Origin of the sequence: Pseudalkalibacillus sp. R45, assembly GCF_052246725.1 — a bacterium.
Lineage (GTDB): Bacteria > Bacillota > Bacilli > Bacillales > Fictibacillaceae > Pseudalkalibacillus.
On record NZ_JBQQCL010000002.1, the window covers coordinates 130,067 to 153,845 of the forward strand.

Consider the following 23,779-nt stretch of genomic DNA (forward strand, 5'->3'; position numbering starts at 1 on the left):
AGAATCATGCTGTTTGTCTAATCCTGTCTCTGCTCAGCTCATCTCGATTTTTGTATCCTTTACTATACGCCAGCCTTTTCTTTCGTTAATGAAGAAATATAGGATCCGAATGTTTTTTTCCAGTTTTTTGGGTTTTCCATACGGAGCTCATGAACTTTCCGGATGATCGAGCTTCCGATGATGACGCCATCACAGACCTTACCGACTTCAATGAATTGTGCACGTGTTGAGATACCGAATCCTAATGCAACCGGAATGTCTGTAAATGATTTCGCTTCTCTTAACAAGCGCTTCGTTTCTGGATGGAAATCCTTCCGTTCCCCAGTAACACCGAGAGAAGATACACAATATAAAAAGCCCTGTGATTCTTGAGCGATATGGTATAACCGCTCTGGAGATGTGGTTGGTGCAACTAAAGAAATGTAACTGATATGTTCCTCTCGACAACGCTGTCTAAGTGATTCACTTTCCTCAAAAGGTAGATCCGGTATCAGCAATCCATCAACATCATTTTCTTTTGCCAGGGTGAAAAACCGCTCTTCCCCCAATTGCAGAAATGGGTTGATGTAGGTAAATATCAGAACTGGAATTTCAAGCCCTTGCTCTCGCATCTGTTTTACCAGCTGCATAGCTTTCTCAATCGTCATTCCTTTCGCCCGTTTGGCAGCTTCTTGGATGACAGGTCCATCTGCAAGAGGATCTGAATAAGGAATGCCAAGCTCCAATACATCTGCCCCTTCATCTTGTAAAAGAAGTGCCAACTCGATTGTTTCTTCAGGTGATGGATCCCCTGCCATGATGAATGGGATGAACAGTGGTTTCGCTTTTGTCTTTAATTCTTCAAAACGTGCACTCATTGTTGGTCCTCCTTCATCACTTTCATGATCGTTCCGACATCCTTATCTCCTCGTCCTGAAAGACAGACGACGATGGATTGGTTCAGATCCATTTCTGCTGCTTCTTTATACGCCTGTGCAAGTGCATGGGCACTCTCGATAGCAGGCAGGATTCCTTCTTCTTCTGATAAAATTTTCAACGCTTCTACTGCTTCATCATCTGTAATAGTTTTATAGGTGACTCGTTTCGAATCTGCTAGAAAAGCGTGTTCAGGACCGACACCTGGATAATCAAGTCCTGCTGAAATCGAATAAGGTTCGATGATCTGGCCATTCAGACCCTGATTCAAGAATGTCATCGATCCATGGAGGACTCCGATGGACCCTGTGGTTATCGATGCTGCGTGTTCACCGGTTTCAATTCCATGTCCGCCAGCTTCTACACCGATAAGCTCAACCTCATCTTCAATAAATGGATGGAACATGCCCATTGCATTACTTCCTCCACCAACACAAGCGACAATCCTATCAGGTAACTTTCCTAATAAAGTGCTATGTTGTTGCTTTGTTTCAACACCGATGATCCGTTGTAGATTACGGACGATATAAGGATACGGGTGGGGCCCCACAACAGAGCCGATACAATAGAATGTATCCTGTACAGCTCCTGCCCAGTACCGGATGGCCTCATTTGTTGCATCCTTCAAAGTCTTACTTCCGCTTTGGACGGAGATCACCTCAGCTCCAAGTAATTTCATACGGAAGACATTCAACGACTGTCGTTCGACATCTTCTTCACCCATGAATACCTTGCAACTCAAACCGTATCTTGCACAAGCTGTAGCCACTGCTACGCCATGCTGACCAGCCCCTGTCTCTGCAACAACCTTACTTTTCCCCATACGTTTTGCGAGCAGCACTTGCCCGATGGCGTTGTTGATTTTATGAGCACCCGTATGGTTCAAGTCTTCACGTTTCAAATAAATTCGTGCTCCGCCAAATCGTTTCGTACTGTTTTCTGCATATGTCAGTGGCGTAGGTCTTCCTGAATAATGATTCAATTCATGATCAAGCTCTTCCTGGAAATCTTCATCTTCCATCGCCTTGTTGAATGCTACTTCTAATTCCTCAAGTGCAAACATTAAGGTTTCGGGGACATAACGACCGCCAAACTGGCCGAACCGTCCCTTTGTATCTGGGTAAAGTGCTTGCATTTAAACATTCATCCTCTCTATAAGGTCATTGATAAGTTGAGGGCTTTTTCGATCGTTCTCCTCAACCCCGCTTGATAGATCGATTCCCATCGGATTATACGATAAACACTCCTCGACATTGGTTGGGGTGATCCCTCCTGCGATGAAGCAATCTTGATCCATCATCATGGCTTTTTCGGTATAAGCAGGGATAGCGTTCCAATCAAACTTGATACCTGTTCCACCCCATTTTCCTTTCACTTTCGTATCGATGACAAAACCATCGACATTGTTGTACTCATCTAATTGGTGGAGTGTCCCTTCCCCATGGGGCAACGCTTTCCATATTTCAATGTTGACGTTTTTCCGTAAATCATTGATGAACGAGTTCGATTCATCGCCATGAAGCTGAATGACATCAAGTTTGACATGTGAAAGTGTCTCCTCGATTTCGGAAAGATCAGGATTGACGAAGACCCCGACATGTTTCATTTGATGATGAGGTTCAATCCACTTGCTAACGTCTATCGGTGAGACGCGACGCTTGCTGCCCGCAAAAATGAACCCAATATAATCAGCACCATATTCTCGAACAGTTTCATAATCTTCCTGAGAACGGATACCGCAAATTTTCAAATAAGGCATGGCTCAACTCTCCTGGAATAGGCTTTCAATACAAGTTGAAATCGACTGTGACCTCATCAGCGTCTCGCCGACTAAAATGCCAGACGCTCCAGCTTGATGAACCAGATTTACATCTTCAGAGGTTTTGATACCACTCTCACTGATAAAAGTGACCTCTTCTGGAATGACGGAAGCGATTTCCCTTGTATGAGCGACCGAAGTCTTAAAAGTCTTCAAATCCCGGTTGTTGATACCAAGAAGCTCCGGGGTGAATTGATTGAAAACCTCTTCAACCTCAGCTTTAGAGTGGACCTCCAGTAAAACCTCGAGTTCCAGTTCTTTTGCATATTGATACAACTCTTTCATTTGCACTGGATCAAGGATAGCTTTAATCAACAGGATTGCGTCCGCACCCATCGATTTGCTCTCTTCGACCTGAACGGAATCAATGATGAAATCTTTCCGTAATACCGGTAGATCAACTGCTTTTTTTATTTGTGTCAAATAATCAGGATGGCCCTGAAAATAGGTTTTATCAGTCAAGACAGAAATGGCATCTGCCCCTGCTGCTTCATAGGTTTTCGCAATATCGACTGGATGGAAATCTTCGCGGATGATCCCTTTTGAAGGTGATGCCTTTTTCACCTCTGCGATCAGCCCAAGCTTTCGATTGCTGTTTGACATCGCTTTTTTCAGCGAACGATGCGTGTATGGTACCTTTTCAAAGGTCTTAGGATAATTTGATAGTTCTTGCTTTTTGGTTTTTACAATCTGTTCAAGCATAGGACCTCACCTGCACATGTGTCATGTTAAGGTAATGACCTTCTACCTGTCCTGATTCGATCGCTTCTTTAACGATCGGTATAGCTGTTGAAAAATCGGATGCTCGGTCTGCAGCGACAAGACCTGCAGCTGCATTCAGCATGACGATGTTTTTGGCTGATGGATTCGAGCTGTTGTTGAAAACCTTTCGTATGAGGTCAGCACTCATTTCGGGTGAATCCACCTGGATATCTTTTATATTACCTGTTTGAAGACCAAGATCTTCTGGATGAATTTTGTAAGTCTTGATTTTATCTGGAGTAACTTCAAGGACCGTTGTGGATGACATTACTGAACATTCATCCAAACCGTCATCACCCGAAACGATCATTGCTTTCTTAATGCCTAATCGTTGAACCACTTCTGCCATTTTACGAGCCAATTTTGCATCATAGACACCGATCAATTGCCGCTGACACCCAGCTGGATTGCATAAGGGGCCCAATATATTGAAGACGGTACGGAATCCGATTTCTTTTCGCGGAGCTATTGCATGCTTCATTGCTGGATGATACAGCGGTGCAAATAGAAAGCTCATCGAATGCTCTTCCAATGCTTTGATCGCTTCATCAACACCAGATTGGGTAGGGACATTAAGACATTCGAGCACATCTGCACTTCCGCTTTTAGAAGAAAAAGACCTGTTTCCATGCTTTGCGACTTTCACACCTTGTGAAGCCATGACAATTGCTGATGCAGTTGAAATATTGAATGTACCGGAGCCGTCCCCTCCTGTTCCGCAAGTATCTACGGTATCGTTCAAGTTGACCGGGAAAGCAATTGCATGGTTACGCATCGACTTTGCGAAACCAGTCAATTCATCAACTGTTTCTCCACGCATTTTTAAAATTGTCAATAAACTTGCGATTTGACTTGACGTAACGTGTCCGGTCATGATCTGATCCATGATGGATTTGGCTTCATTTTCTGAAAAGGTTTCACCATCCATCGCTTTTTTCAACTGAATTTTAATCATTTGTAGTCTCCTTTCGATCCGTGTTTTTGGCAAACGTGTGGACCAAAAGAAGTTCAAGGTGGGATGAATTTCATTCTTATTTGAAGGTTATTGAATGACATCTCTATCACGCTCCTCATAATGGAGTACTGATAGAGCTGAGGTATAGGTTATGAAGGTTATTGAATAGGCTCTGTTATTCTTAATTGTTGATTACACCGGAGTGCAACTAAAGCTCAGCCTACGCCTAAGGCTTAGCTTTGCCAAGTATTCTTTATCGAATTGTTCCTTAAGCAATCAACAATAACGATTAACAAAAACCTACTGATAATAAAAAAATCCCATGGACATAAGGGTGCCCAAGGAATCGTCACTTGTAAAACGTACCTTAGCTCGCCTCAACTCTACTCTTATCTCATCTCAACTAATCTAATTATCTATTAAAAACTTATACCTATACTATTAAGAAGTACAGTGTTTGTCAAGGGGAGAAAGTCAATTGTTTTTTCAGTTGACCCTTTTATTTGAAAAGTTGATTTACAGTTTGGAAAATACTCGCTTTCCGCGGGGCGTGCGTTGAGCCCACTCGTCGCCTTGCGACCTCAGGAGTCTCCTTATCAAGGAAGCATTTGTGCTCCTGCGTCTACAAGAAAGTCCTGTCGAAGCGAGCTTCCTCGTCGCATGCCTTGCGAGGAGATTATTCAGGTAGTAGGCACGCTGCTCCCGCAGGACAAGGAAAGCTTCGGCAGCGTTACATGCACGAAGAAAATGCGATTTTCATTTTCGAGGAGTCTCGCACCTTGCTCTCCAATCAACTTGCACAAGATGTTTTTTAAAAAATGATTCAAAAGCAACAATCTTTTAGAAAAGAGCCTATAGAATTGTCCAAAAAATATACACAGAGCCTGAATTGTCATAAATCGTATAAAAACTACGGTATATAGTTGTTTTATACCTGTTATAATGGCTTTGTGAGAAAATGAATAATTGGAGTTGAACCATGTGATGAATATGTTGAAAGCTTTTCGTGTAGTTGGATACTCTGAGGGAGTTTCTTTTCTGCTGTTGCTTGGTATCGCAATGCCTTTAAAATATATGTTAGACTATCCGATGGCGGTCACTGTTGTCGGCGCGATCCACGGTGGATTGTTCGTCCTCTATTGCATGATGGTTGTTTACTTGAAGTTCAATCAAAATTGGTCCATTCCAAAAGCTGCACTTGGAATCCTGGCGTCTGTGCTTCCATTCGGTCCTTTCGTGTTTGATGCCAAGGCAGTCAGAAGTTAATAAGTAAAGGCTGTTTTCGCCAACTTAGTTGCTCTTGCACTTAAAGAAAGTATAAAATACTTTCTTCAGTATAAGGGCAACTAAGGCTCGACCTACAAAAGGCTTGGTCTCGCCAAGTTTTCTTTAAAAGTCGTTGATTTCCGCTTCAGGTGCTCGCTTTCCGCGGGGCGTGCGGTTAGCCCACTTGTCGCTTTGCGACCTCAGGAGTCTCCTTATCAATGAAGCATTTGTGCTCCTGCGTCTACAAGAAAGTCCTGTCGAAGCGAGCTTCCTCGTCGCATGCCTTGCGAGGAGATTATTCAGGTAGTAGGCACGCTGATCCCGCAGGACAAGGAAAGCTTCGGCAGCGTTACATCGCACGAAGAAAATGCGATTTTCATTTTCGAGGAGTCTCGGTCCTTGCTCTCCAATCAACTTGCACAAGGTGAGTTTTTAAAAATGATTCAAAAGCAACAATCTTTTAGAAAAGAGCCTAAGTAAAAAACCGTATTCTGTACCTTTTAATATCGGAAGGACAGATACGGTTTTTTATTTTTTAATCCTGTAGGTAGTTTCATATTTTTCGCATTTCTAGGAGATCAAGCGCCTCACCGAAGCCCTCTACCCAAATTTACTTACCTTGTAAGCTGGCTTGCACTTGTTTCATTTCCAACACTCATATTTTTTGTTATGAACAAATACAGTACCATCGAAATTGTCACTGAAATCGCAGAGGCCATGTAAATTTCACTATAACCATACCACGAGGCGATAACCCCAAAGAACATTGCCCCTGTACCTACCCCTAAATCAAAGGATGAAAAGAATGTAGCATTAGCCATCCCTCTACGGTTCTTAGGTGCGGATTGTACAGCCCAGGCTTGAAGCGCTGGTTGGACAGAACCGAATCCTACACCGAAAAAGAGAGCTGCAGCGATCAACATCCATTCATTTGCGAGTAGGGATAAATCAATCATCGCAAGCAATATTAAAAAGGTTCCTGGCAAAAATACAGCTTTATGACCTAAACGATCATAGAGCTTCCCGGAGAATGGGCGGACAATCATTAATGAGAACGCAAATACAGTGAAGTACCACCCTATCCCGCTTATATTCAACTGCTCCGCATATAATGGTAGAAATGAGGTGATTCCTCCAAAAGCCATCGTAATAAAGAAAAGTAATAACGCTGGGACCAACGCAGTCTTTTCATACAAATCCCATTTCCTTTGAGGTGCATGACTTTTTTCTCCTGGTCGATAATGGATAAGCGCAGCGATAATCAGAGATGCAAGCCCACAGAAAGCAGCGATTGCAAATGTAATTGAGAAATTCGCTTTAACTACCAACATCAAACCTAGAGCTGGTCCGAATGCCATTGCCAGAGTTCCAGCCAGCCCGAAGAAACCCATCCCTTCTCCCCGTCGCTTAGGCGGAATCAAATCCGTGGCTATGGTACCGACTGCTGTGGTAGACATTCCCCAACCAAGTCCTTGTACTACTCTCAGTAAAAATAATAGCAAGATACTCGAGGTGAATGAATACGCAGCGACTGAAACAACAAAGACTGCCAAACCGATCAAATAGACAAACCTACGACCAAGAGTCTCTAAAACATGCCCCGCCCATGGCCTGATGATAAGTGCAGAAAATGTAAAGATTCCAACGATCATTCCAATCATCTCATCTTTTCCGCCAAGTTCGTTGACGAATAAGGGTAATGTCGGCAAGGTCATTTGGAACCCTGCAAAAATGAAAAAGTTTGATAAACAAACGAATACGAAATCACGTGTCCATATTTTATCTTTTTGTAGATGAGACTGGTTCTTCATAACTTGTGATGCCTTCTTTCTAAATAGGTACTTGTACCATCTTACACCATTATCCACTTAAATGGGGCTTTTCTGCTCAGAGCTGATACGAAAATCCTTTCTAAACGTGGTGATACGGGGGCGCCTTTGCTATCGAAAACAGCAAAAAGAATGACCTTGAAAGGAAGGTCTTTACAACCATTCAAGGTCACTCAACAAGATTTTACTTTTGAAAATTGGCCGCGTACCAACTCTTGGCCTCATCGATTTCTTCTCTCATCAACTGGTGTCCGCCTTTTGTCCAAAACTCGGTGACATCGGCATTGACATTTCGTAAGGCTTCCGCCAATTCTTTCGTTTCGTCCATCGGGATGAGAGGATCGTTCTCTCCTGCACCAATGAACACCGGTGTTCCCTCTAAATCCGGTAGCTGTACATCCCTGAGCGGTACCATCGCGTGGAAAAGCATGGCACCGGCTAAGGCATCTTCATAATGATACATCAGACTTGCAGCAATGTTCGCACCATTCGAATAACCAATGGCAACAACATTATCTCTGGCGAAACCATATTTTGAAGCCATCTCATCTATAAATACTTTCAATTCATTTGTACGGTACTTCAAATCTTCCTCATCAAAAACACCTTCACGTAGTCTTCTGAAGAATCGGGGCATACCATTTTCTGAGACATTTCCCCTCACCCCTAAAATCGAAGCGCTAGGGGCGATCATATCAGCAAGAGGCAACAAATCCCTTTCGTTCCCTCCTGTGCCGTGTAACAATAAAAGTGTCGGGGCGTGTTTATCTTTTCCCTCTATATAGACATGTTCCATGATCAACCTCCATTTGCGGATTTTATTGTTTCGTTTCCAATGGCTTTAACCGGGATTCGATTTCTGCTCGATCTTGTTCAAAATAAGGAGGCAGGGCTAAGTTTTCACCAAGATGGTCAAAATCCTCATCCCCTTCAAATCCGGGGCCATCTGTTGCTAGTTCGAACAAAATACCGTTTGGTTCTCTGAAGTATAAAGATTTGAAGTAGTAGCGTTCTACAAAACCAGAATTTGGAATACGTAATTCTTTCAGGTAGTTGATCCATTTTTTCAATTCTTCTTCATTTTCGACGCGGAAAGCAACATGGTGCACACTTCCCCGTCCTTGACGTTCCGGCTGTAAGTCATCGCGATGGACTAGATGGACTTCTCCTCCTGTTCCACCTTCCCCTGTTTCATACACATGGACATCATTATTATTTCCAGATGCATAGGTTCCTTTTTTTGAAAATCCAAGAACATTAATTAACAGCGTTTCAGATAATTCCAGTTTCGGTACTGTCAAAAAAATCGGACCAAGGCCTTGAATGCCATACTCTGATGGGACAGGGCTCTTTTCCCATGGCTTCCCAGCGGCCACCCCATCATTATTTTCGTCTGATACTAACAAGAGACGTTGACCTTCAAAGTCTTGAAATGCCAATGTTGCACGACTATACTCTTTTGTTACTTCATCATGTTCGACTTCAAACTCATCAAATCGTTTTTTCCAGAACTCTAATGCTCCATCGCTGGGTACACGTAGCGAAGTCGTCGAAATACTATTTGTTCCAGGATATGTGCTTCCAGCCATCGGAATTTCGAAAAAGGTGAGGTCAGTGCCCGGATTTCCCCTTTCATCTGCGTAAAACAAATGATAAACAGAGGGATCATCCTGGTTGATTGTTTTTTTAACAAGTCGCATACCTAGGATTTTCGTATAAAATTCATAGTTCCTTTTCGCATCGCCTGTGATTGCTGATACGTGATGAATTCCTTTTAAAGGTTTTCGGTCCATTTAGAACACTCCAATCTTTATACACTTATTAATGGTAAGTTACTTATTGCTATTGTACACCTTTATCAGCTGGATTTAAACTTTTATGCCTATTAGTCGGATCAAGCGCCATTTTCCCTTTTACCTTTCAATAATTTTCTTTGTCCATTGAACGATGTCATCGGTACAATCGATGACAAATTCCTGACCCCGGGCAACAGACTGGAAGTACTGATCTTTCCAACTTGTCGGTTTATGGTAGCTTATGTCCACACCTTTAAAACAATTAGGCAGTGCCCAACAGGATTTGGTCATGCCTTCTTTCGTCAAGACCAGTCTTTTATCGTATATAAACGTTCCATATCCAGAAAGTCTTTTATTCCAGCTAAGATTTTGACCAGCTACATAAATCGTGTTCCCTTTGCTTTTCCTTTTTAGGTGTGTACAATGGGGATGCCTATTCAGCCAATCAGGTACTCGAGTGGTGGGGTTTACTCGAATGATGTCTTCAATTTGCAAGTACCCATAAATAATATGTCTGCCATTACGGTCGTTGGGGTCAAAGACAATCCTGTTTTCCTTTTGGATCGTTTTACGAAACCACCCAAAAAACAAAAATACATCACCAGGTTCTACTCCCTGGTTTGTCAAATGCTTTTGCGCTGCGCCGCTTTGACCAAAGGTACCTCTCCAATTTTCCGTTCGAGTCATGACATTTGCATCTATATCTGGATCCAAATGACAACAGCTCTGTGGATTTAGTTCACTCCACTTCTTTCCTATCTTTATCGTCTTTTTCATTGTGTGCATTTTTTTATAAAAGGATGTTTCATTAATGATAAGATCTTCGTATGTAATTGAGCTGTCCTGATCAGGTATCGGTAATGAAAGCAACGCACCATTCGGCAATATCGGACTTGGATACCCTCCTGCAGATGAATCAAACCCTTTCCTGCTGAGAATGATCTTCAAATCTATGTCACCCATTTCTTACAATAGTCTATACCTTTCACTTTAAACAGTAACAACCACTTTTCCTTCTTACAAATGAAAAATAGTACCAATAATAACCATCATCGAGAGCTTGTTCCATGCATTAAGAAATGATGGATTGAATATCTTGGTTTTATGAAGATGGTTTGCTATTAGCAACTGTTGGAAGGGTGATGGAATCATGATGAATTATCTGCCTCCCTATTACACACCATCACAATTGATCTCATGGATAAGGAATGGTATCCCTAAGCCGCAAAGACCTAAAACGGTCATTATCGCTGGTGCTGGCATGTCTGGTCTTGTGGCTGGCTCATTGCTAAAACAAGCTGGTCATACCGTAAAGATAATTGAAGCTCGAAACCGGATTGGTGGTCGAGTCTATACGATCAGAAAACCATTTACTAACGGCAACTATTTTGAGGCTGGAGCAATGCGTATTCCTAATACGCATTTTTTAGTTTTTGAATATATTAAGAAGTTTGGGTTAGAAATCAACCCATTCATCAATTCAACACCGCTCGACCTCATTTACGCTAATGGCGTGAAGACACGGTCTTTTATTTATAAAAACCACCCAGATGTATTAAGGTATCCTGTAGGACCAGGGGAACAAGGGAAAACAGATATGCAACTAACTCAATCCATTATGAGTCCCCTTATTCATTTTCTCGAAAAAGATCCTATTAACAATTGGAAATTTGTGGTCCCGTTATTGGAACAGTATTCATTTTCAACTTTCTTTCGCCACAACCCAGCCGGTCCTAAGTTATCTGATGGAGCAATTGAAATGATCAAAGTCCTTTCGATTGTTGAGGGCTTACCGGAATTGTCCTTTCTTGAAATCCTTCGAGAATACGTGATCTTATTCAGCAAAGATATTTCTTTTTATGAGATTAAAGGGGGACTGGATCGTCTTCCTAATTCTTTTCTTCCACAACTCAATGAAAACATTTATTTCAACCAGAAACTTAGAAGAATAGATCAAACGACCAACCAGGTCATGTTTTCTTGCTTGGATACGAAAACCGGGCGATCAACTGAAGTCCAAGGAGATTCAGCAATCGTCACCTTGCCGTTTACTGTCCTTAACTTCGTCGATGTCCAGCCGCGAAACTCCTTCTCCCACAACAAATGGAAAGCAATTCGTGAGTTGCACTATGTTCCATCAACGAAAATCGGTTTACAGTTCAAAGATCGATTTTGGGAGAAACAAGGACTTTACGGTGGAAAAACAGTCACTGATCTACCGATACGTTTAGCCCATTATCCTAGTCATGATTTTAACAGTAAGAGTGGGGTTATCTTAGGAAGTTATACTTGGGAAGATGACGCACTAATTTGGACAGGTATGAGTGAACAAGAACGGATTCATGCTGCTCTGAAAGACCTGGCAGAAATTCATGGAAGAAACATTATCAAGGAATTTGAAACAGGAGCAGCTCACAGCTGGGTAATGGATCAATATGCATCCGGAGCATTCACTTTATTCAAGCCTGAACAAGAAACAGAACTAATGCCATATTTATCTTCACCCGAAGGTAAAGTCCATTTTGCGGGTGAACATACCTCCCTCCCCCATGGTTGGATACAAGGTGCAATTGAATCAGGTATAAGGGCAGCTATTGAAGTGAATGAGGGATAAAAGAAGGTTCCCAATTGGTTATATGTGAAAATAAGCAGGGCTGTTCACTTATGAATCCACCTCTTCTTTGGTAAAGGCTATTTTCGCAAACTTTGTTGTTCTTGCACTTAAAGAAAGTATAAAATACTTTCTTCAGTATAAGGGCAGCTAAGGCTCGACCTACAAAAGGCTTGGTCTCGCCAAGTTTTCTTTAAAAGTCGTTGATTTCCGCTCCAGGATGCTCGCTTTCCGCGGGGCGTGCGGTAAGCCCACTCGTCGCCTTGCGACATTGAATGGTCTCACCTGTCCCGCTGATCCCGGAGGAGTCTCGCACCTTGCTCTCCAATCAACTTGCACAAGGTGGTTTTTAAAAATGACTCTAAAGCAACAATCTTTTAGAAAAGAGCCTTGGTAAAAGTTTATTCTTTTATATATTCAATATCATATTCTGAAATGAGCCATTCCTTATCTGTATATTTAAAATGGATATTGACGATATGGGTACCATTCAGTTCATTATGCTTTTCTTGGGACAAGGTATAAAACCGTTCGTCTTCTTTAGTGAAGTCATACTCATTTCCAAAATCAATGGTTGGGATTCCATGTAATCGATACATATGCAGTTCCCCGTCACGTTCTTCATAAAATGAATCCACCCATTTTGATGCTGTCTCTTTTGATGCATAAGGTTCTAAATCTTTAAGCAAAGCACTTTTTGAGTGATACTTGATTACATTGTTTCCGGGTTCGTCTATTTCTTGGACCAATACAGAAATGAATTGTTTTGTAAGATTTTCTGCATCCTTTTCTTTAAGCTCAATTGGATCTTGTTCTCCTTCTTCCAATGGTTTTGTCAATTCATTTCCTTCTGATTGGTCAGTCCTTTCAGATTGTAAGGAATGATAACCGAAAGACCCTATAATCACTAGAAGAATCGATAATGTTGCAAAACTCAGGGTTTTCTTGAAAATGAACGTTTTACTTCTAATTGGTTTAACTCTCTGTTTTACATTTTCCATTTTTTCTTTTGGAAAGTGAAGCTGGTTTAATGAACTGTCTTTTCTAAAACGTGATAACTGTTTCATCATATTTGATCATTCCTTTTATTCAATTCATCTTCTAATAACTGTCTAGCTCTTCTAAGCCTGGTACGTATTGATGTATCCTTCATATTTAACAGCAGGCTGATTTCATTAGTAGACAGTTCTTGAAAATAATGTAGTATGATGATTTCACGATATTTCATTGGTAAGTCCAAAATAGCTTCTGTCAAAGCATCGTGCTCTACTTGTTTATTCAATTCAGATTCAGGCGTCGTATTTGTCTTAGGAGTTTTGAAGATGGGGAGATCAAATTGAATATATTTTCGCCAGCCACTCTTCAATTGATCTTTACATTTATTGATTGTGATCCTGTGCAACCATGTTTTCACAGAAGATTTTCCTTTAAATGTATCCAATTTCATATAACATTTGACAAAGACTTCTTGCATAATATCTTCTGCTAGAGCTTGCTCCTTCACATACGAATAAGCTAATCGTGTAAGATCATTACCGTACAAATTCATGATTTCTGTAAGAACATCTTCTTTATCCACTTGTTTTAACTTATACTGTTCCATTATACTTTCCAAATCTGATCATCCTTTTTATTCGGTTCATACATTAGACGACGAGACCTTGATAACAATTCAAATTTTTGGATTATTTTTGTCTGTGATGAGAAAGTCTTTGAAACTTTTCCTTTTGCTGGCTTCGACAATCTAGAAAGGACGTGGAGGTATGTGAATCAAAGTTCATAAAACAGTGATTTTATATGTACATTTAAATACGACAAAAAGACTGACTCTAATGTATCTCATCCCATTCGTATTGGAAGTCGGTTACATTTCTGAGCCAGTCTCAATATCCGCATCATTTCAATAACCATGATTCCAAAGGATTTTCCCGGATTTATTTTCATAGTCCAAATCGACATGAAAATTGTGTTTTTCATAAAAGTGCAACAGACGATCAACATGGTCCCAATCCCTTTCAGCAATATCACCAGTAATATAAGGGATATTATGATCTTTAGCCATTTCTTTTAAATAGTTCAAGCATATGGAACCATACCCTTTGTTGGCAGGTCCTTTAATATCTCCAATATGGATTCGATCATGCTCGGGATAATAGGCTTGAACCGAAAAGTCCCACACCCCTTTAAATGCACTCTCACAATCATTCAACATGATGTTGCATCGTTTCTTTTCTTCCGATTTATAGACGATGACTAAGTTCTCTTCTTTTGTTTGATCTATTCCTACTACATCCCACTTCTTTGCAATCCGTTTCATATCTTCTTGCATCCGGAATACTTGAAATTCCAGTTCTTCAGGATCCATTGTACGTTCGTTAGAAAATGGTTGTCGTAGCGTTAATGACATTGTTATCTCCTTCCTTCGTTTGGATATCTATTAAGATGTTATTATGGGCTTATTTACCTAGATAGGTGCACACAATTTTCCATTCTACAAGAGGTTGATCATTTTTTCAAATGGCACTGCTACTTAACAGAATAGCTCTGTTAGTGTACATTAGTCGATTTAGTGAAAGGCTGTTTTCGCAAACTTTATTGCTCTTGCACTTAAAGAAAGTATAAAATACTTTCTTCAGTATAAGGGCAACTAAGGCTCGACCTACAAAAGGCTTGGTCTCGCCAAGTTTTCTTTAAAAGTCGTTGATTTCCGCTCCAGGATGCTCGCTTTCCGCGGGTCGTGCGGTGAGCGCACTCGTCGCCTTGCGATCTCAAGACTCTCCTTTTCAAGGAAGCATTTGTGCTCCTGCGTCTACAAGAAAGTCCTGTCGAAGTGAGCTTCCTCGTCGCATGCCTTGCGAGGAGATTATTCAGGTAGTAGGCACGCTGATCCCGCAGGACAAGGAAAGCTTCGGCAGCGTTACATCGCACGAAGAAAACGCGATTTTCATTTTCGAGGAGTCTCGCACCTTGCTCTCCAATCAACTTGCACAAGGTGATTTTTTGAAAATAACTCAAAAGCAACAATCTTTAAGAAAAGAGCCTAATGAAATTAATTATCATTCGTTTACAGAAGGCTTGCTTAATCTTTCCAAACTTAATAAAAAAGACTTGCCACACTTTTGCGGGCAAGTCCTTGTGATGGTATAAAGGCTATTGATCATTAAGTGCTCTTCGTGCAAGGGTTTCGATCACAGCATCGTCCATAGGCGGATTGTGTAAACCAGCACGTACATCCCGATAGTATCTTTCAAAGTTTGAGGACTTCAATAACCCTCTCCCACCAACGATCCTCATTGCTAGATCTACAACTTTATTAGCAGCATTTGTTGCAATTGTTTTTACAGAAGCTAATTCTGGTCCAAGCTTTATTCGTTCCTCTGGATATCGATCCCACTTCTCTGCTATAGCATACATGAAGTGTCTGGCATTCAACAGCTCTAGATCCATTTGTCCGATTTTTTCTCTTACATGATGGACTTCAGAAATGGTAGTCTGCAAACTGTTAGGTTGATAATTTTTCGCGAATTCAATAGCTTCGTTCCGGGCTGCAATGGCAATGCCCAGGTAACATGCAGGTATGTGCAATAACCAGCCTTTAGGTACAGGGATTCTTTGTTTGTCTGATTTTCGTTCTACAAGTCTGGATGGGTCGACTTGGACATCTGTAAGTACAAGATCGTCGCTTCCTGTCCCCCGCATCCCTAGCGTATTCCAGGTATGATCGACAGACACTCCAGGTTGTGCTTTATCAATGAGGAACCATGCAATTTCATCGGATTCTTCAATATATGCTGAAACGAGAAAATAATCTAAAACATCCGCCATCGTTGTAAATGATTTACGACCATTGATCGTATAATCGATTGCACTTTTTACAGCCTTTGTTTCAGGAATGCCACCTCTAGTTGGGCTTCCTGTTGCTGGTTCAGTTGCTGCACGGTTGATGGTTTTCTTATGATTTGCGACTTCCGAACATAACCATTCAAATGCAGAATCCTCCCACAGACTTTCATCTCGAATTTCCATTATGATACCAAGATGCCATCCAATAGACAGTGCTACAGAGCCATCACCTTCAGCAAGTTTTTCTTGTAATAGGACGAATTCATAAAGGGAAAGACCTTCTCCTCCTAATTCTTTCGGGAGGGACAAAGCTACATAATTCGATTCCTTCAAATCCTCCAAATTCTCAGACGAGAAGGTTCCTTTCCTGTCCGTTTCCGAAGCTCTCTTATGGATTTTAACTGCAAGTTGTTCGGATAGCCTGAATAATTTTTTCTGTCGTTTTGTTTTGATAAAAGGTTCATACACATCCCACATCAGCATTCACTCCAACGTTAATAATAATCAAATCGTACTAAACATGTCGGATTTATTTCAACTACTACGTACTGAATGATCGAACCTTTCATATTACAGTTAGTTTGACGCTCTTCTCTCATCCGATAATTCAGTGAGGTAATTACGTTTCAATAAATATCTTAAATGTTGGACAGGCATAGAACCATAGCCTTGTTGGTTCCCGAGATTAAAAGAAACGACACTTCTATGATGAGAGGTGATCTTGAGAGTCTTTGCAGAATTGAAATTACCTGATGCGTTATCCATGATTTGATAAACGGTTCCATCTTTAATGTTCATTGAAAGTCTCCTTTGGTTCTTTTTCTTTATTATTTGCAATATGTAAATTTTTATCGTTCCTAATCAACATTAAAGTGTAAAGAAAGTCAATAAAAAAACCATTGGAACGTTCACATTCCAAATGGTTCATATTCATACTTTCAGTTTAAGGTCATTCAGTTCTTTTTCCTTATTACTTTCGCCTTCGTGATATGCTAGTTCCAAGTACATGGATACAAGTTGTTTCACTTTCTTATCCACGCCTAATAGATCAAGGTGATCCATGCATCTCCTTCGGGTATTGGACTGGACAAAATCATTTACCATACTCGATTCACACATCCATACTTTGACATACAAAACAACATCATTCTTGTAGAATATTTGTGAAAAATAGGATATATTTCTGAAGAAGTTGTTTATGATCCTAGTATGTAGGTTAGTCCAAAATAATAATACCCATTCGCCTAAACTTCTCATGCTTCGACAAGAAAAAATTTTTCTGATTATCACGTACAAAATATTAAGAAAAAGTTGGCGAAGCCAAGCCTTAGCGCAGGCTGAGTCTTGGTTGCCCTTATATTGAAGACAGTATTTATACTTTCTTTAAATATAAAAAGTCGGGACTTTTTCATCCCGACTTTTTATATTTGTATATTTCGTTTAACCTACTAATTCGTCCTTCTTTTTATCTTGATCTCCCCAGCATTCAGTATTATGAATACCAAGTTTCTTAGGATTGAAAGTAGGATCTTTACCTTCCTTACGTTGCATTTCGTAATCTTTAAGGACCTTGAAGGCAATTTTACCAAGCAAAGCGATTCCTACCAGGTTGATCAATGTCATAAAGGCCATGAACAGATCAGCAAGGCTCCAAACGAAAGCTAACGGCAATACTGCCCCGACCATTACCATAGCCATTGTTCCTAAACGGTATACGAAAATGGCTGGTCGACTTTCCTTGATAAATTCGATATTCGTTTCACCATAGTAGTAGCTTCCGATAATCGAACTAAATGCGAAAAGGAAGATTGCTATAGCAATGAATATGCTTGCAGCTCCACCGATGTGATCACCGAGTGAATCTTGCAGTAACTGGATTCCTGCAGTATCTCCGCTTTGATAGATGCCAGACATCAAGATGATGAATGCTGTAGCGGAACAAACAATGATTGTATCCAAGAAAACACCTAATGTTTGGATGAATCCTTGTTTCGCAGGATGGGAAACACTTGCTGTAGCTGCAGCGTTCGGTGCACTACCCATACCAGCTTCGTTAGAAAATAGACCACGTTTTACACCATTCATGATTGCTGCACCAATTCCCCCACCGACAGCTTGTTCAATTCCGAAAGCACTTTTTACGATAAGTGCAAACATTTCCGGAATCTGTCCGATGTTAAGTGCTAAAACAATAAGTGCAATGATAATGTAAAGTACTGCCATGATCGGGACGACGACTGCAGAAACATTTGCAATACGTTGTACCCCTCCGAAAATAACCAATCCTGTAAGAACTGTGATAATGATTCCGACTACAGTTCCATTTAAGCCGAATGCATTTGCATATGCTTCTGAAATCGTATTACTTTGTACCGAGTTGAAAATAAGTCCGAATGTTACAGCGATCAAAACAGCAAAAATAATACCTAACCATCTTTTTCCTAGACCTTTTTCAATATAATAGGCTGGTCCACCACGGAAAGCTGTTTTGTCTTTTACTTTGTACACTTGTGCTAACGTACACTCAACGAAACTCGTCGCTCCACCAACAAGTGCAACGATCCACATCCAGAATACAGCACCTGGACCTCCAAGACCGATTGCAACTGCAACACCGGCTAAGTTTCCTGTTCCGATCCTTGTCGCTGCACCAATACAGAAAGATTTGAATGAAGAAATACTTTTTCCATCTTGAATTGTGGATTTTTCAAATAGGACTCGTCCCATCTCACCTAAGTATCGGAATTGCACGAATCTTGTAGCTATCGTGAAATAAAGACCTAGGCCGAGCAATCCAGCTATCAGAACATACCCCCATAAATAACCGTTTAAAGTTCCTACGATACTTTCTAACACATTACCTAACCCCTTTTCATTTTTTATTTTTTCTGAATATTTGCTCAAGACCAATTATATGTTCAAGGTAAAAATATTGCAACAATTTTCTGCATTATCCTACAAACAGGATAAAGAGGTAAAAAATGGACTCCCCCTAATTATTCTTGTTATATCAATAGTTAGCAAGGTTCACTTTACAATATTGAAGGTAGTAATTTAGGGTGAAAAAATTACAGGCGTAGGACATAAGTCCTTTTGGCTTTTAGAGAATTCGTAATAATTCAAAATTATTTGGGGATATCTCCTGAACTCACATAAAAGAGGCTCCTCGAAAGGATAAGCCTCTATAAAGTCTTCATAAATTTTTTTGCAACCTTTTATATTGGTATTGACTCCATTTATAGCGTATAAAACAACCTACACAAAATCCTAATATCGCTACAAACGATGCAATTGCGACCAACAATGATGCAATGTGGCCAATAATAGTCGTTCCAATAAGATAACCTCCGAAAGCAATTGTCAGAAGTATTGTCGCGATCCATTGGTTGAATTTTTGTTGCTTTTTGTCTTCAGCAATATACTTTGAATATGGACGTTTAAGGAACAATTTAGCAAATTCCATGATTGGATTAAAATTTAGCAACAGTCCAGATATTCCACTGAAGAGTGGTATTAGAAGGATCCATTCTACGCCACTGATCCATACACTAAAAACAGATAAAAATAGAACCCATTGATTTGTTCGCACTAACGGTCTTGGTATTGCTTGGTTTTTCTCGTTCATTTTAAATCCGACCTTTCACATATGAGTGATATACTTATAATAAATGTATTCAAGTCAAATGTGAAATGTTTTGGAGATAGGCTGTTTTCGCAAACGTTGTTGCTCTTGCCCTTATACTGAAGAAAGTATAAAATACTTTCTTCAGTATAAGGGCAACTAAGGCTCGACCTACAAAAGGCATGGTCTCGCCAAGTTTTCTTTAAAAGTCGTTGATTTGGGCTCCAGGATGCTCGTTTTCCGCGGGGCGTGCGGTGAGCCCGCTCGTCGCCTTGCGACCTCAGGAGTCTCCTTTTCAAGGAAGCATTTGTGCTCCTGCGTCTACAAGAAAGTCCTGTCGAAGCGAGCTTCCTCGTCGCATGCCTTGCGAGGAGATTATTCAGGTAGTAGGCACGCTGATCCCGCACGACAAGGAAAGCTTCGGCAGCGTTACATCGCAGGAAGAAAATGCGATTTTCATTTTCGAGGAGTCTCGCACCTTGCTCTCCAATCAACTTGCACAAGGTGGTTCATTTCAAAAATGACCCCAAAGCAACATTCTTTAAGAAAAGAGCATAGAAATATTTCACTCTCTCAGGTCGAGTTGCCCGATTTTTTCGTAAGTAGATAATTCGTGAGCAAGTATTTTACTCCTTGATAACGAGTAAATCGTATCCTGGATATACAGCAGACGTTGGATCTCCGTTTCCCATTGTTCAAATCGTTTCTTCCCTTCTGTTTGCGTGTGAGAGAGTTTTGCCGCCAAGTTAAAACCATCCTTCATGTCAATGGTATAGACCATTGCACCTTGAAAGGAATTTTCAATTTGCGCTCTTCCTTCTTCGTAATTGTAGATATGGATAGGAAAAGCAAAAATGTTTCGTTGTTTATCAAATAATAGCGATTTATGATCATAGTTCAGTGGTGAATACGTTCCGTTTCCCTTGATGATTTCTGTGTGTGTTTCTATAGGATTATTCATATCACTCACATCAAAAATCGACATTTTGATGCCGTCCGTTTGAACGAATGGTTCACTAACAGAAGAGTTCTCAACTAATTTTGTATTTTGTCCAAATCCAATAAGATGATTTTCATCATATGGATGTAGATAATTACTGAAACCTGGAATTTTCAGTTCACCTTTCACTTTTGGTTTTGTTGGGTTACTCGCATCTATGACGAACAAAGGATCTACTTGTTTGAACGTGACGATATAGATGCGGTCTTGCATGAACCGGGCAGAATAAATCCGTTCACCTTGTGCAAGATCAGTTATTTCCCCTATTTTTCTTAATTTCTCATCAAATATGAATAAATGATTGGATGATGGATTATCATCATTCCACGTATTCCCACTTGTAGTAGCAACTCGGAAATTACCTTTGTACTCATCCATTGAAAATTGATTTAAAACCGTACCCTCAATTTCAGTCGAATGTTTGAATTCAACAACTTCTTCATTGAAAGTGAATTTATAAACTGAGGTATCAGGAGAAAATTCAACTCTTGTATCGGTTGTAAGATCCGGATACGTATTGACTGCAATAAAAATATTTTCCTTGGACATATACAATTGATTTCCACTTCCTAAATAAGTGGTGAACCGTGCTTTTTTCCTTGGTTTATCAATAGGAATTGATGAAATGATTGTAAAGTTGGTATCTTTTGAATCGGTAAAGTAATTGATTTTCTTGTAATCGATATATTTTGATCCATCGTTATCCGCACTATCCTTCACTTTTGGTCTGAGATCGATATCTTTACCCTTAACCTTCTCTTCTGCTAATGGCCAGTAGTTAGGATGATGATTGGAAATTAAGTACAAATAGTTATTTGATCGGCGTGCTGTTAAATAGGATCCTTCAATTTCCACTTCCCTTTCTAAAACAGGTTTAGATCGATCTTTTATATCATAAATGTTAGCTTTTAATGTGTGATGATGTATCGGTAATAACGCAGAGTCGTTAGCAGATGTTCCACTTTCTCGGATTGCTTGCATTTCTTTGAAACTGTGGCCGATAACGACTAAACGGTCTTTATATAGTATCAATTCCTGAGGGGATAACTCATGTTCCTTGAAGGTGATTGCCGCCACCTTCTTCATTTCGCTGGCGGGGTATGCCTTTGTGATGAGAACACGGTCTTGGAGGATTTGATATACATATCTGCCATCATTTTTAACGATATCGGCTTCATCCACCCCATCTACTTGAACATTCGTTTCCGAGAAATCTCCAGATCCACTGCTATCAGCTTTTAGGTTGGCACTTGCATCCGAAGAGTCTTCTGTAGCAATAGCATCTCCACGGGAGAATAAACGTGTCTTTTGTTTATTTTCTTTGATAGCTTGCAAAAAATAGTCGTTCAATTTCTCCTTCGTTCCGATTACTGGTAGGGTTCGTTCTACAATGAATTTCATAGGTGGGATATCTTTTATTTTTCTCCCCTGGGTTGAACGAATACCATTTTCAATATGGAGTGTAAAATAACTGCTCGAAAGATTGTAACCAGTTACAGGTGGCTGGATCAGAACAGTTCGTTGATCATCATCAATAGTTAGAGATACATTTTGTCTCTTGCCTTCAGAATCCGTGACATAAATCGTATCCCCTTTGATTGTTTGAACATCTATCTTCTTGGAAAAGTTGATTTTCAAAATTTTATTTTGCAATACAACGGGTGTTTCTTGATTCTCATCCCAGGCGTTCAATACTTTAGGTTGGTTAGCCCAATAAAAATAACCAATTCCGATTATTATGACCACACCAGTTAATAACCACCACTTTTTCATCTGTCTACCCCCTTTTTTCATAAGGCTGTTTTCTATAAGTTTATTGCTATTCCATTGTTAAGGAAGGTGCTAAATGCTATTTCCAAAAACACCAATCTATACGAAAACAGCTTTACCTATAGACGTATGTAACTAAAAAAAGGTTACAAATTCCAATTAAGTGTTGATTTCCTTTTCATACTCCTTTCTTTTTGATACCTTTAAGATGGTTGAAATAGAAAGGATGTGTATGAATGATTCCATCCAGGTTATTAGTGATCGGTGCAGGTCGTATGGCTGAAGCGATTGTTTCCGGTTTAAAATCTACAAACGAACCATTTTTTTCTGCCATTACAATTGCGAATCGATCTGACAGGCAACGACTGGACAAATTAGCTTCTACATACAAGGTTGAAATAACTCGAAATTGGAAAGAATCAATGTCATCGTTTGATGTAGTCCTGTTGGCAGCTCCTCCAGATGCACATGACAACCTGTTCTCCGAGTTATCGAGTTGTATGAACGGCCAACTAGTTATCACAGTGGCCGCGGGTATCGATCCTTCTACTATGGAAGCCCATCTTCCCGCCGGAACTCCTGTCTGTTGGATGATGCCTAACACTGCAGCTTTAGTAGGAAAATCAATGACTACTTTCGCATGTGGGAAGAATGTCATTCAATCTCACCGGCATGTGATTGAACAGATATTAAGTGCAGTTGGAGAGTATGAAGAATTGTCAGAAGATCAGGTCCATGATTTGACTGCGATTACAGGGAGTGCTCCTGCTTTCCTCTATTTATATTCTGAAGCATTAGAAGAAGCAGCGGTCAATTATGGAGTAACAAGTGAACAAGCTCAGCGGCTAGTTACCAAAATGATTGCAGGTTCAGCTTCAATGCTTGAAACAGGGACGTCTGCAGAAACATTAAGAAATCAGGTAACAACCCCAGGCGGTTCAACTGCAGCAGGTGTTGAGGTGTTGGAAAAACATAATATGAAAAATATCCTTAAAGAAGCAGTCAAGGCTACGAATCAACATGCCAGGGGAAAATAGGGTGTTAAGATTGGTAGGTAAAACAACTTTTTCACCGAAAACTAATTTAGGAAGATGATATGAGGAGGTAAATACCTATGGGAATTTTAGATGGCCTGATGGGAAATGCATCAGAAGCAGATTTGCAAGCAGTTGAAAAAGACCTGGAAAATATCGTCACGGAAAATGAACGGGTAGAGAAAGCCTTCAAAATTATTCGTGATTTGATTGTCTTTACCAATAAGCGCCTCATTTTGATTGATAAACAAGGAATGACTGGTAAGAAGGTCGAGTACCATTCTGTCCCTTACCGAAGCGTCACTCATTATAGTGTAGAAACAGCTGGTACATTTGATATGGATGCAGAATTGAAAATATTCATATCCAGTACGGCTCATCCGATTTCTAAACAGTTCCGCAAGGATAAGAGCATTTATGATGTACAAAAAGCACTCGCAACGTATGTAAACCAATAGTTTACCAAGTGAAATGGGACTGCCAATTAATAACTGGATCAGTCCCATTCTTACTTTCATCGACCTTTAAGCCTGCCCCAGCATGTGCTGGAAGTTTGG

At 40.3% G+C, this 23,779-nt stretch carries 26 protein-coding genes; 8 read left to right on the plus strand and 18 right to left on the minus strand.

The annotated features are described in order from the left end of the window. Positions 1-62: 62 nt before the first annotated feature. From trpA to trpD, 5 genes are read right to left on the minus strand one after another with little or no spacing between them, the layout of a single operon-like run. Positions 63-857, minus strand: coding sequence for a tryptophan synthase subunit alpha (gene trpA, locus ACTWQL_RS06400; protein ID WP_443141624.1), 795 nt, complete (start codon positions 855-857; stop codon positions 63-65). Further along, a complete protein-coding gene (gene trpB, locus ACTWQL_RS06405) occupies positions 854-2,050 on the minus strand; it encodes a tryptophan synthase subunit beta (protein ID WP_443141625.1) in 1,197 nt (398 codons plus the stop codon). Before trpB ends, trpA begins: the two co-directional genes overlap by 4 nt. Then, the gene (locus ACTWQL_RS06410) at positions 2,051-2,674 is read right to left on the minus strand and encodes a phosphoribosylanthranilate isomerase (RefSeq protein WP_443141626.1); all 624 of its coding nucleotides are present in this window, start codon (positions 2,672-2,674) and stop codon (positions 2,051-2,053) included. Between the two features lie 3 nt (positions 2,675-2,677). After that, the gene (gene trpC / locus ACTWQL_RS06415; RefSeq protein ID WP_443141627.1) at positions 2,678-3,436 is read right to left on the minus strand and encodes an indole-3-glycerol phosphate synthase TrpC; all 759 of its coding nucleotides are present in this window, start codon (positions 3,434-3,436) and stop codon (positions 2,678-2,680) included. Beyond that, positions 3,429-4,451 (minus strand): anthranilate phosphoribosyltransferase, encoded by a 1,023-nt coding sequence (gene trpD / locus ACTWQL_RS06420; RefSeq protein ID WP_443141628.1) that lies wholly within the window; start codon positions 4,449-4,451, stop codon positions 3,429-3,431. The genes trpC and trpD overlap by 8 nt, the downstream gene beginning before the upstream one ends. A gap of 660 nt (positions 4,452-5,111) precedes the next feature. On the opposite strand from trpD, the gene ACTWQL_RS06425 reads away from it, so the two are divergent. The 3 genes from ACTWQL_RS06425 (at position 5,112) to ACTWQL_RS06435 (ending at position 6,197) form a co-directional block, all read left to right on the plus strand. Further along, positions 5,112-5,273: a hypothetical protein gene (locus ACTWQL_RS06425; RefSeq protein WP_443141629.1), complete on the plus strand. Its 162-nt coding sequence runs from the start codon at positions 5,112-5,114 to the stop codon at positions 5,271-5,273. Between the two features lie 162 nt (positions 5,274-5,435). Beyond that, a complete protein-coding gene (locus ACTWQL_RS06430) occupies positions 5,436-5,717 on the plus strand; it encodes a DUF3817 domain-containing protein (protein ID WP_443141849.1) in 282 nt (93 codons plus the stop codon). A gap of 279 nt (positions 5,718-5,996) precedes the next feature. Further along, positions 5,997-6,197 (plus strand): hypothetical protein, encoded by a 201-nt coding sequence (locus ACTWQL_RS06435; RefSeq protein WP_443141630.1) that lies wholly within the window; start codon positions 5,997-5,999, stop codon positions 6,195-6,197. 134 nt (positions 6,198-6,331) lie between these two features. Here ACTWQL_RS06435 and ACTWQL_RS06440 read toward each other — a convergent pair whose 3' ends face one another. From ACTWQL_RS06440 to ACTWQL_RS06455, 4 genes are all read right to left on the minus strand, one after another. After that, positions 6,332-7,528, minus strand: a complete 1,197-nt coding sequence (locus ACTWQL_RS06440; protein ID WP_443141631.1) for an MFS transporter — start codon at positions 7,526-7,528, stop codon at positions 6,332-6,334. A 202-nt stretch (positions 7,529-7,730) separates the two neighbouring features. Beyond that, entirely contained in the window at positions 7,731-8,342 is a 612-nt protein-coding gene (locus ACTWQL_RS06445; RefSeq protein ID WP_443141632.1) for an alpha/beta hydrolase, read from the minus strand. A gap of 22 nt (positions 8,343-8,364) precedes the next feature. Next, on the minus strand, positions 8,365-9,339 hold the full coding sequence (locus ACTWQL_RS06450) for a ring-cleaving dioxygenase (protein WP_443141633.1): 975 nt from the start codon (positions 9,337-9,339) through the stop codon (positions 8,365-8,367). A gap of 120 nt (positions 9,340-9,459) precedes the next feature. After that, entirely contained in the window at positions 9,460-10,290 is an 831-nt protein-coding gene (locus tag ACTWQL_RS06455; RefSeq protein ID WP_443141634.1) for an Nmad3 family putative nucleotide modification protein, read from the minus strand. 202 nt (positions 10,291-10,492) lie between these two features. Here ACTWQL_RS06455 and ACTWQL_RS06460 point away from each other — a divergent pair, with 202 nt between their 5' ends. Further along, on the plus strand, positions 10,493-11,956 hold the full coding sequence (locus tag ACTWQL_RS06460) for a flavin monoamine oxidase family protein (protein ID WP_443141635.1): 1,464 nt from the start codon (positions 10,493-10,495) through the stop codon (positions 11,954-11,956). A gap of 398 nt (positions 11,957-12,354) precedes the next feature. On the opposite strand, the gene ACTWQL_RS06465 is transcribed toward ACTWQL_RS06460, so the two are convergent. The 3 genes from ACTWQL_RS06465 to ACTWQL_RS06475 form a co-directional block, all read right to left on the minus strand. Next, entirely contained in the window at positions 12,355-13,023 is a 669-nt protein-coding gene (locus ACTWQL_RS06465; RefSeq protein WP_443141636.1) for a hypothetical protein, read from the minus strand. Beyond that, a complete protein-coding gene (locus ACTWQL_RS06470) occupies positions 13,020-13,568 on the minus strand; it encodes a sigma-70 family RNA polymerase sigma factor (RefSeq protein WP_443141637.1) in 549 nt (182 codons plus the stop codon). Before ACTWQL_RS06470 ends, ACTWQL_RS06465 begins: the two co-directional genes overlap by 4 nt. A 285-nt stretch (positions 13,569-13,853) precedes the next feature. After that, positions 13,854-14,360, minus strand: coding sequence for a hypothetical protein (locus ACTWQL_RS06475; protein ID WP_443141638.1), 507 nt, complete (start codon positions 14,358-14,360; stop codon positions 13,854-13,856). A gap of 440 nt (positions 14,361-14,800) precedes the next feature. Here ACTWQL_RS06475 and ACTWQL_RS06480 point away from each other — a divergent pair, with 440 nt between their 5' ends. Further along, on the plus strand, positions 14,801-15,100 hold the full coding sequence (locus ACTWQL_RS06480) for a hypothetical protein (protein ID WP_443141639.1): 300 nt from the start codon (positions 14,801-14,803) through the stop codon (positions 15,098-15,100). Between the two features lie 3 nt (positions 15,101-15,103). On the opposite strand, the gene ACTWQL_RS06485 is transcribed toward ACTWQL_RS06480, so the two are convergent. The 5 genes from ACTWQL_RS06485 to ACTWQL_RS06505 all read right to left on the minus strand — a co-directional run bounded on the left by ACTWQL_RS06485 (position 15,104) and on the right by ACTWQL_RS06505 (position 19,421). Further along, positions 15,104-16,273: an acyl-CoA dehydrogenase family protein gene (locus tag ACTWQL_RS06485; RefSeq protein ID WP_443141640.1), complete on the minus strand. Its 1,170-nt coding sequence runs from the start codon at positions 16,271-16,273 to the stop codon at positions 15,104-15,106. Between the two features lie 99 nt (positions 16,274-16,372). Beyond that, positions 16,373-16,594 (minus strand): hypothetical protein, encoded by a 222-nt coding sequence (locus ACTWQL_RS06490; protein WP_443141641.1) that lies wholly within the window; start codon positions 16,592-16,594, stop codon positions 16,373-16,375. Positions 16,595-16,726: 132 nt separating this feature from the next. Next, positions 16,727-16,858, minus strand: coding sequence for a hypothetical protein (locus tag ACTWQL_RS06495; protein WP_443141642.1), 132 nt, complete (start codon positions 16,856-16,858; stop codon positions 16,727-16,729). A gap of 378 nt (positions 16,859-17,236) precedes the next feature. Beyond that, the gene (locus tag ACTWQL_RS06500; protein ID WP_443141643.1) at positions 17,237-18,652 is read right to left on the minus strand and encodes an alanine/glycine:cation symporter family protein; all 1,416 of its coding nucleotides are present in this window, start codon (positions 18,650-18,652) and stop codon (positions 17,237-17,239) included. A 337-nt stretch (positions 18,653-18,989) separates the two neighbouring features. Then, entirely contained in the window at positions 18,990-19,421 is a 432-nt protein-coding gene (locus ACTWQL_RS06505; RefSeq protein WP_443141644.1) for a DUF4395 domain-containing protein, read from the minus strand. 356 nt (positions 19,422-19,777) lie between these two features. On the opposite strand from ACTWQL_RS06505, the gene ACTWQL_RS06510 reads away from it, so the two are divergent. Then, positions 19,778-19,942 carry a hypothetical protein gene (locus ACTWQL_RS06510; protein WP_443141645.1) on the plus strand — a complete coding sequence of 55 codons (165 nt, stop codon included), beginning with the start codon at positions 19,778-19,780 and terminating at the stop codon, positions 19,940-19,942. Positions 19,943-19,983: 41 nt separating this feature from the next. On the opposite strand, the gene ACTWQL_RS06515 is transcribed toward ACTWQL_RS06510, so the two are convergent. Next, entirely contained in the window at positions 19,984-22,191 is a 2,208-nt protein-coding gene (locus ACTWQL_RS06515; protein ID WP_443141646.1) for a beta-propeller domain-containing protein, read from the minus strand. Between the two features lie 233 nt (positions 22,192-22,424). On the opposite strand from ACTWQL_RS06515, the gene proC reads away from it, so the two are divergent. Together proC and ACTWQL_RS06525 are read left to right on the plus strand one after the other, a co-directional pair. Next, entirely contained in the window at positions 22,425-23,225 is an 801-nt protein-coding gene (proC, locus tag ACTWQL_RS06520; protein WP_443141647.1) for a pyrroline-5-carboxylate reductase, read from the plus strand. Positions 23,226-23,302: 77 nt separating this feature from the next. After that, positions 23,303-23,680 (plus strand): PH domain-containing protein, encoded by a 378-nt coding sequence (locus ACTWQL_RS06525; protein WP_443141648.1) that lies wholly within the window; start codon positions 23,303-23,305, stop codon positions 23,678-23,680. The last annotated feature ends 99 nt before the right edge of the window (positions 23,681-23,779 follow it).

Bases quoted from the DNA above. Each gene is read 5' to 3' on its own strand.
- trpA (WP_443141624.1), bottom strand. From the start codon at position 857: ATGAGTGCACGTTTTGAAGAATTAAAGACAAAAGCGAAACCACTGTTC.
- trpB (WP_443141625.1), bottom strand. From the start codon at position 2,050: ATGCAAGCACTTTACCCAGATACAAAGGGACGGTTCGGCCAGTTTGGC.
- ACTWQL_RS06410 (WP_443141626.1), bottom strand. From the start codon at position 2,674: ATGCCTTATTTGAAAATTTGCGGTATCCGTTCTCAGGAAGATTATGAA.
- trpC (WP_443141627.1), bottom strand. From the start codon at position 3,436: ATGCTTGAACAGATTGTAAAAACCAAAAAGCAAGAACTATCAAATTAT.
- trpD (WP_443141628.1), bottom strand. From the start codon at position 4,451: ATGATTAAAATTCAGTTGAAAAAAGCGATGGATGGTGAAACCTTTTCA.
- ACTWQL_RS06425 (WP_443141629.1), top strand. From the start codon at position 5,112: ATGCCTTGCGAGGAGATTATTCAGGTAGTAGGCACGCTGCTCCCGCAG.
- ACTWQL_RS06430 (WP_443141849.1), top strand. From the start codon at position 5,436: ATGAATATGTTGAAAGCTTTTCGTGTAGTTGGATACTCTGAGGGAGTT.
- ACTWQL_RS06435 (WP_443141630.1), top strand. From the start codon at position 5,997: ATGCCTTGCGAGGAGATTATTCAGGTAGTAGGCACGCTGATCCCGCAG.
- ACTWQL_RS06440 (WP_443141631.1), bottom strand. From the start codon at position 7,528: ATGAAGAACCAGTCTCATCTACAAAAAGATAAAATATGGACACGTGAT.
- ACTWQL_RS06445 (WP_443141632.1), bottom strand. From the start codon at position 8,342: ATGGAACATGTCTATATAGAGGGAAAAGATAAACACGCCCCGACACTT.
- ACTWQL_RS06450 (WP_443141633.1), bottom strand. From the start codon at position 9,339: ATGGACCGAAAACCTTTAAAAGGAATTCATCACGTATCAGCAATCACA.
- ACTWQL_RS06460 (WP_443141635.1), top strand. From the start codon at position 10,493: ATGATGAATTATCTGCCTCCCTATTACACACCATCACAATTGATCTCA.
- ACTWQL_RS06465 (WP_443141636.1), bottom strand. From the start codon at position 13,023: ATGATGAAACAGTTATCACGTTTTAGAAAAGACAGTTCATTAAACCAG.
- ACTWQL_RS06475 (WP_443141638.1), bottom strand. From the start codon at position 14,360: ATGTCATTAACGCTACGACAACCATTTTCTAACGAACGTACAATGGAT.
- ACTWQL_RS06480 (WP_443141639.1), top strand. From the start codon at position 14,801: ATGCCTTGCGAGGAGATTATTCAGGTAGTAGGCACGCTGATCCCGCAG.
- ACTWQL_RS06485 (WP_443141640.1), bottom strand. From the start codon at position 16,273: ATGTGGGATGTGTATGAACCTTTTATCAAAACAAAACGACAGAAAAAA.
- ACTWQL_RS06490 (WP_443141641.1), bottom strand. From the start codon at position 16,594: ATGAACATTAAAGATGGAACCGTTTATCAAATCATGGATAACGCATCA.
- ACTWQL_RS06495 (WP_443141642.1), bottom strand. From the start codon at position 16,858: ATGGATCACCTTGATCTATTAGGCGTGGATAAGAAAGTGAAACAACTT.
- ACTWQL_RS06505 (WP_443141644.1), bottom strand. From the start codon at position 19,421: ATGAACGAGAAAAACCAAGCAATACCAAGACCGTTAGTGCGAACAAAT.
- ACTWQL_RS06510 (WP_443141645.1), top strand. From the start codon at position 19,778: ATGCCTTGCGAGGAGATTATTCAGGTAGTAGGCACGCTGATCCCGCAC.
- ACTWQL_RS06515 (WP_443141646.1), bottom strand. From the start codon at position 22,191: ATGAAAAAGTGGTGGTTATTAACTGGTGTGGTCATAATAATCGGAATT.
- proC (WP_443141647.1), top strand. From the start codon at position 22,425: ATGATTCCATCCAGGTTATTAGTGATCGGTGCAGGTCGTATGGCTGAA.
- ACTWQL_RS06525 (WP_443141648.1), top strand. From the start codon at position 23,303: ATGGGAATTTTAGATGGCCTGATGGGAAATGCATCAGAAGCAGATTTG.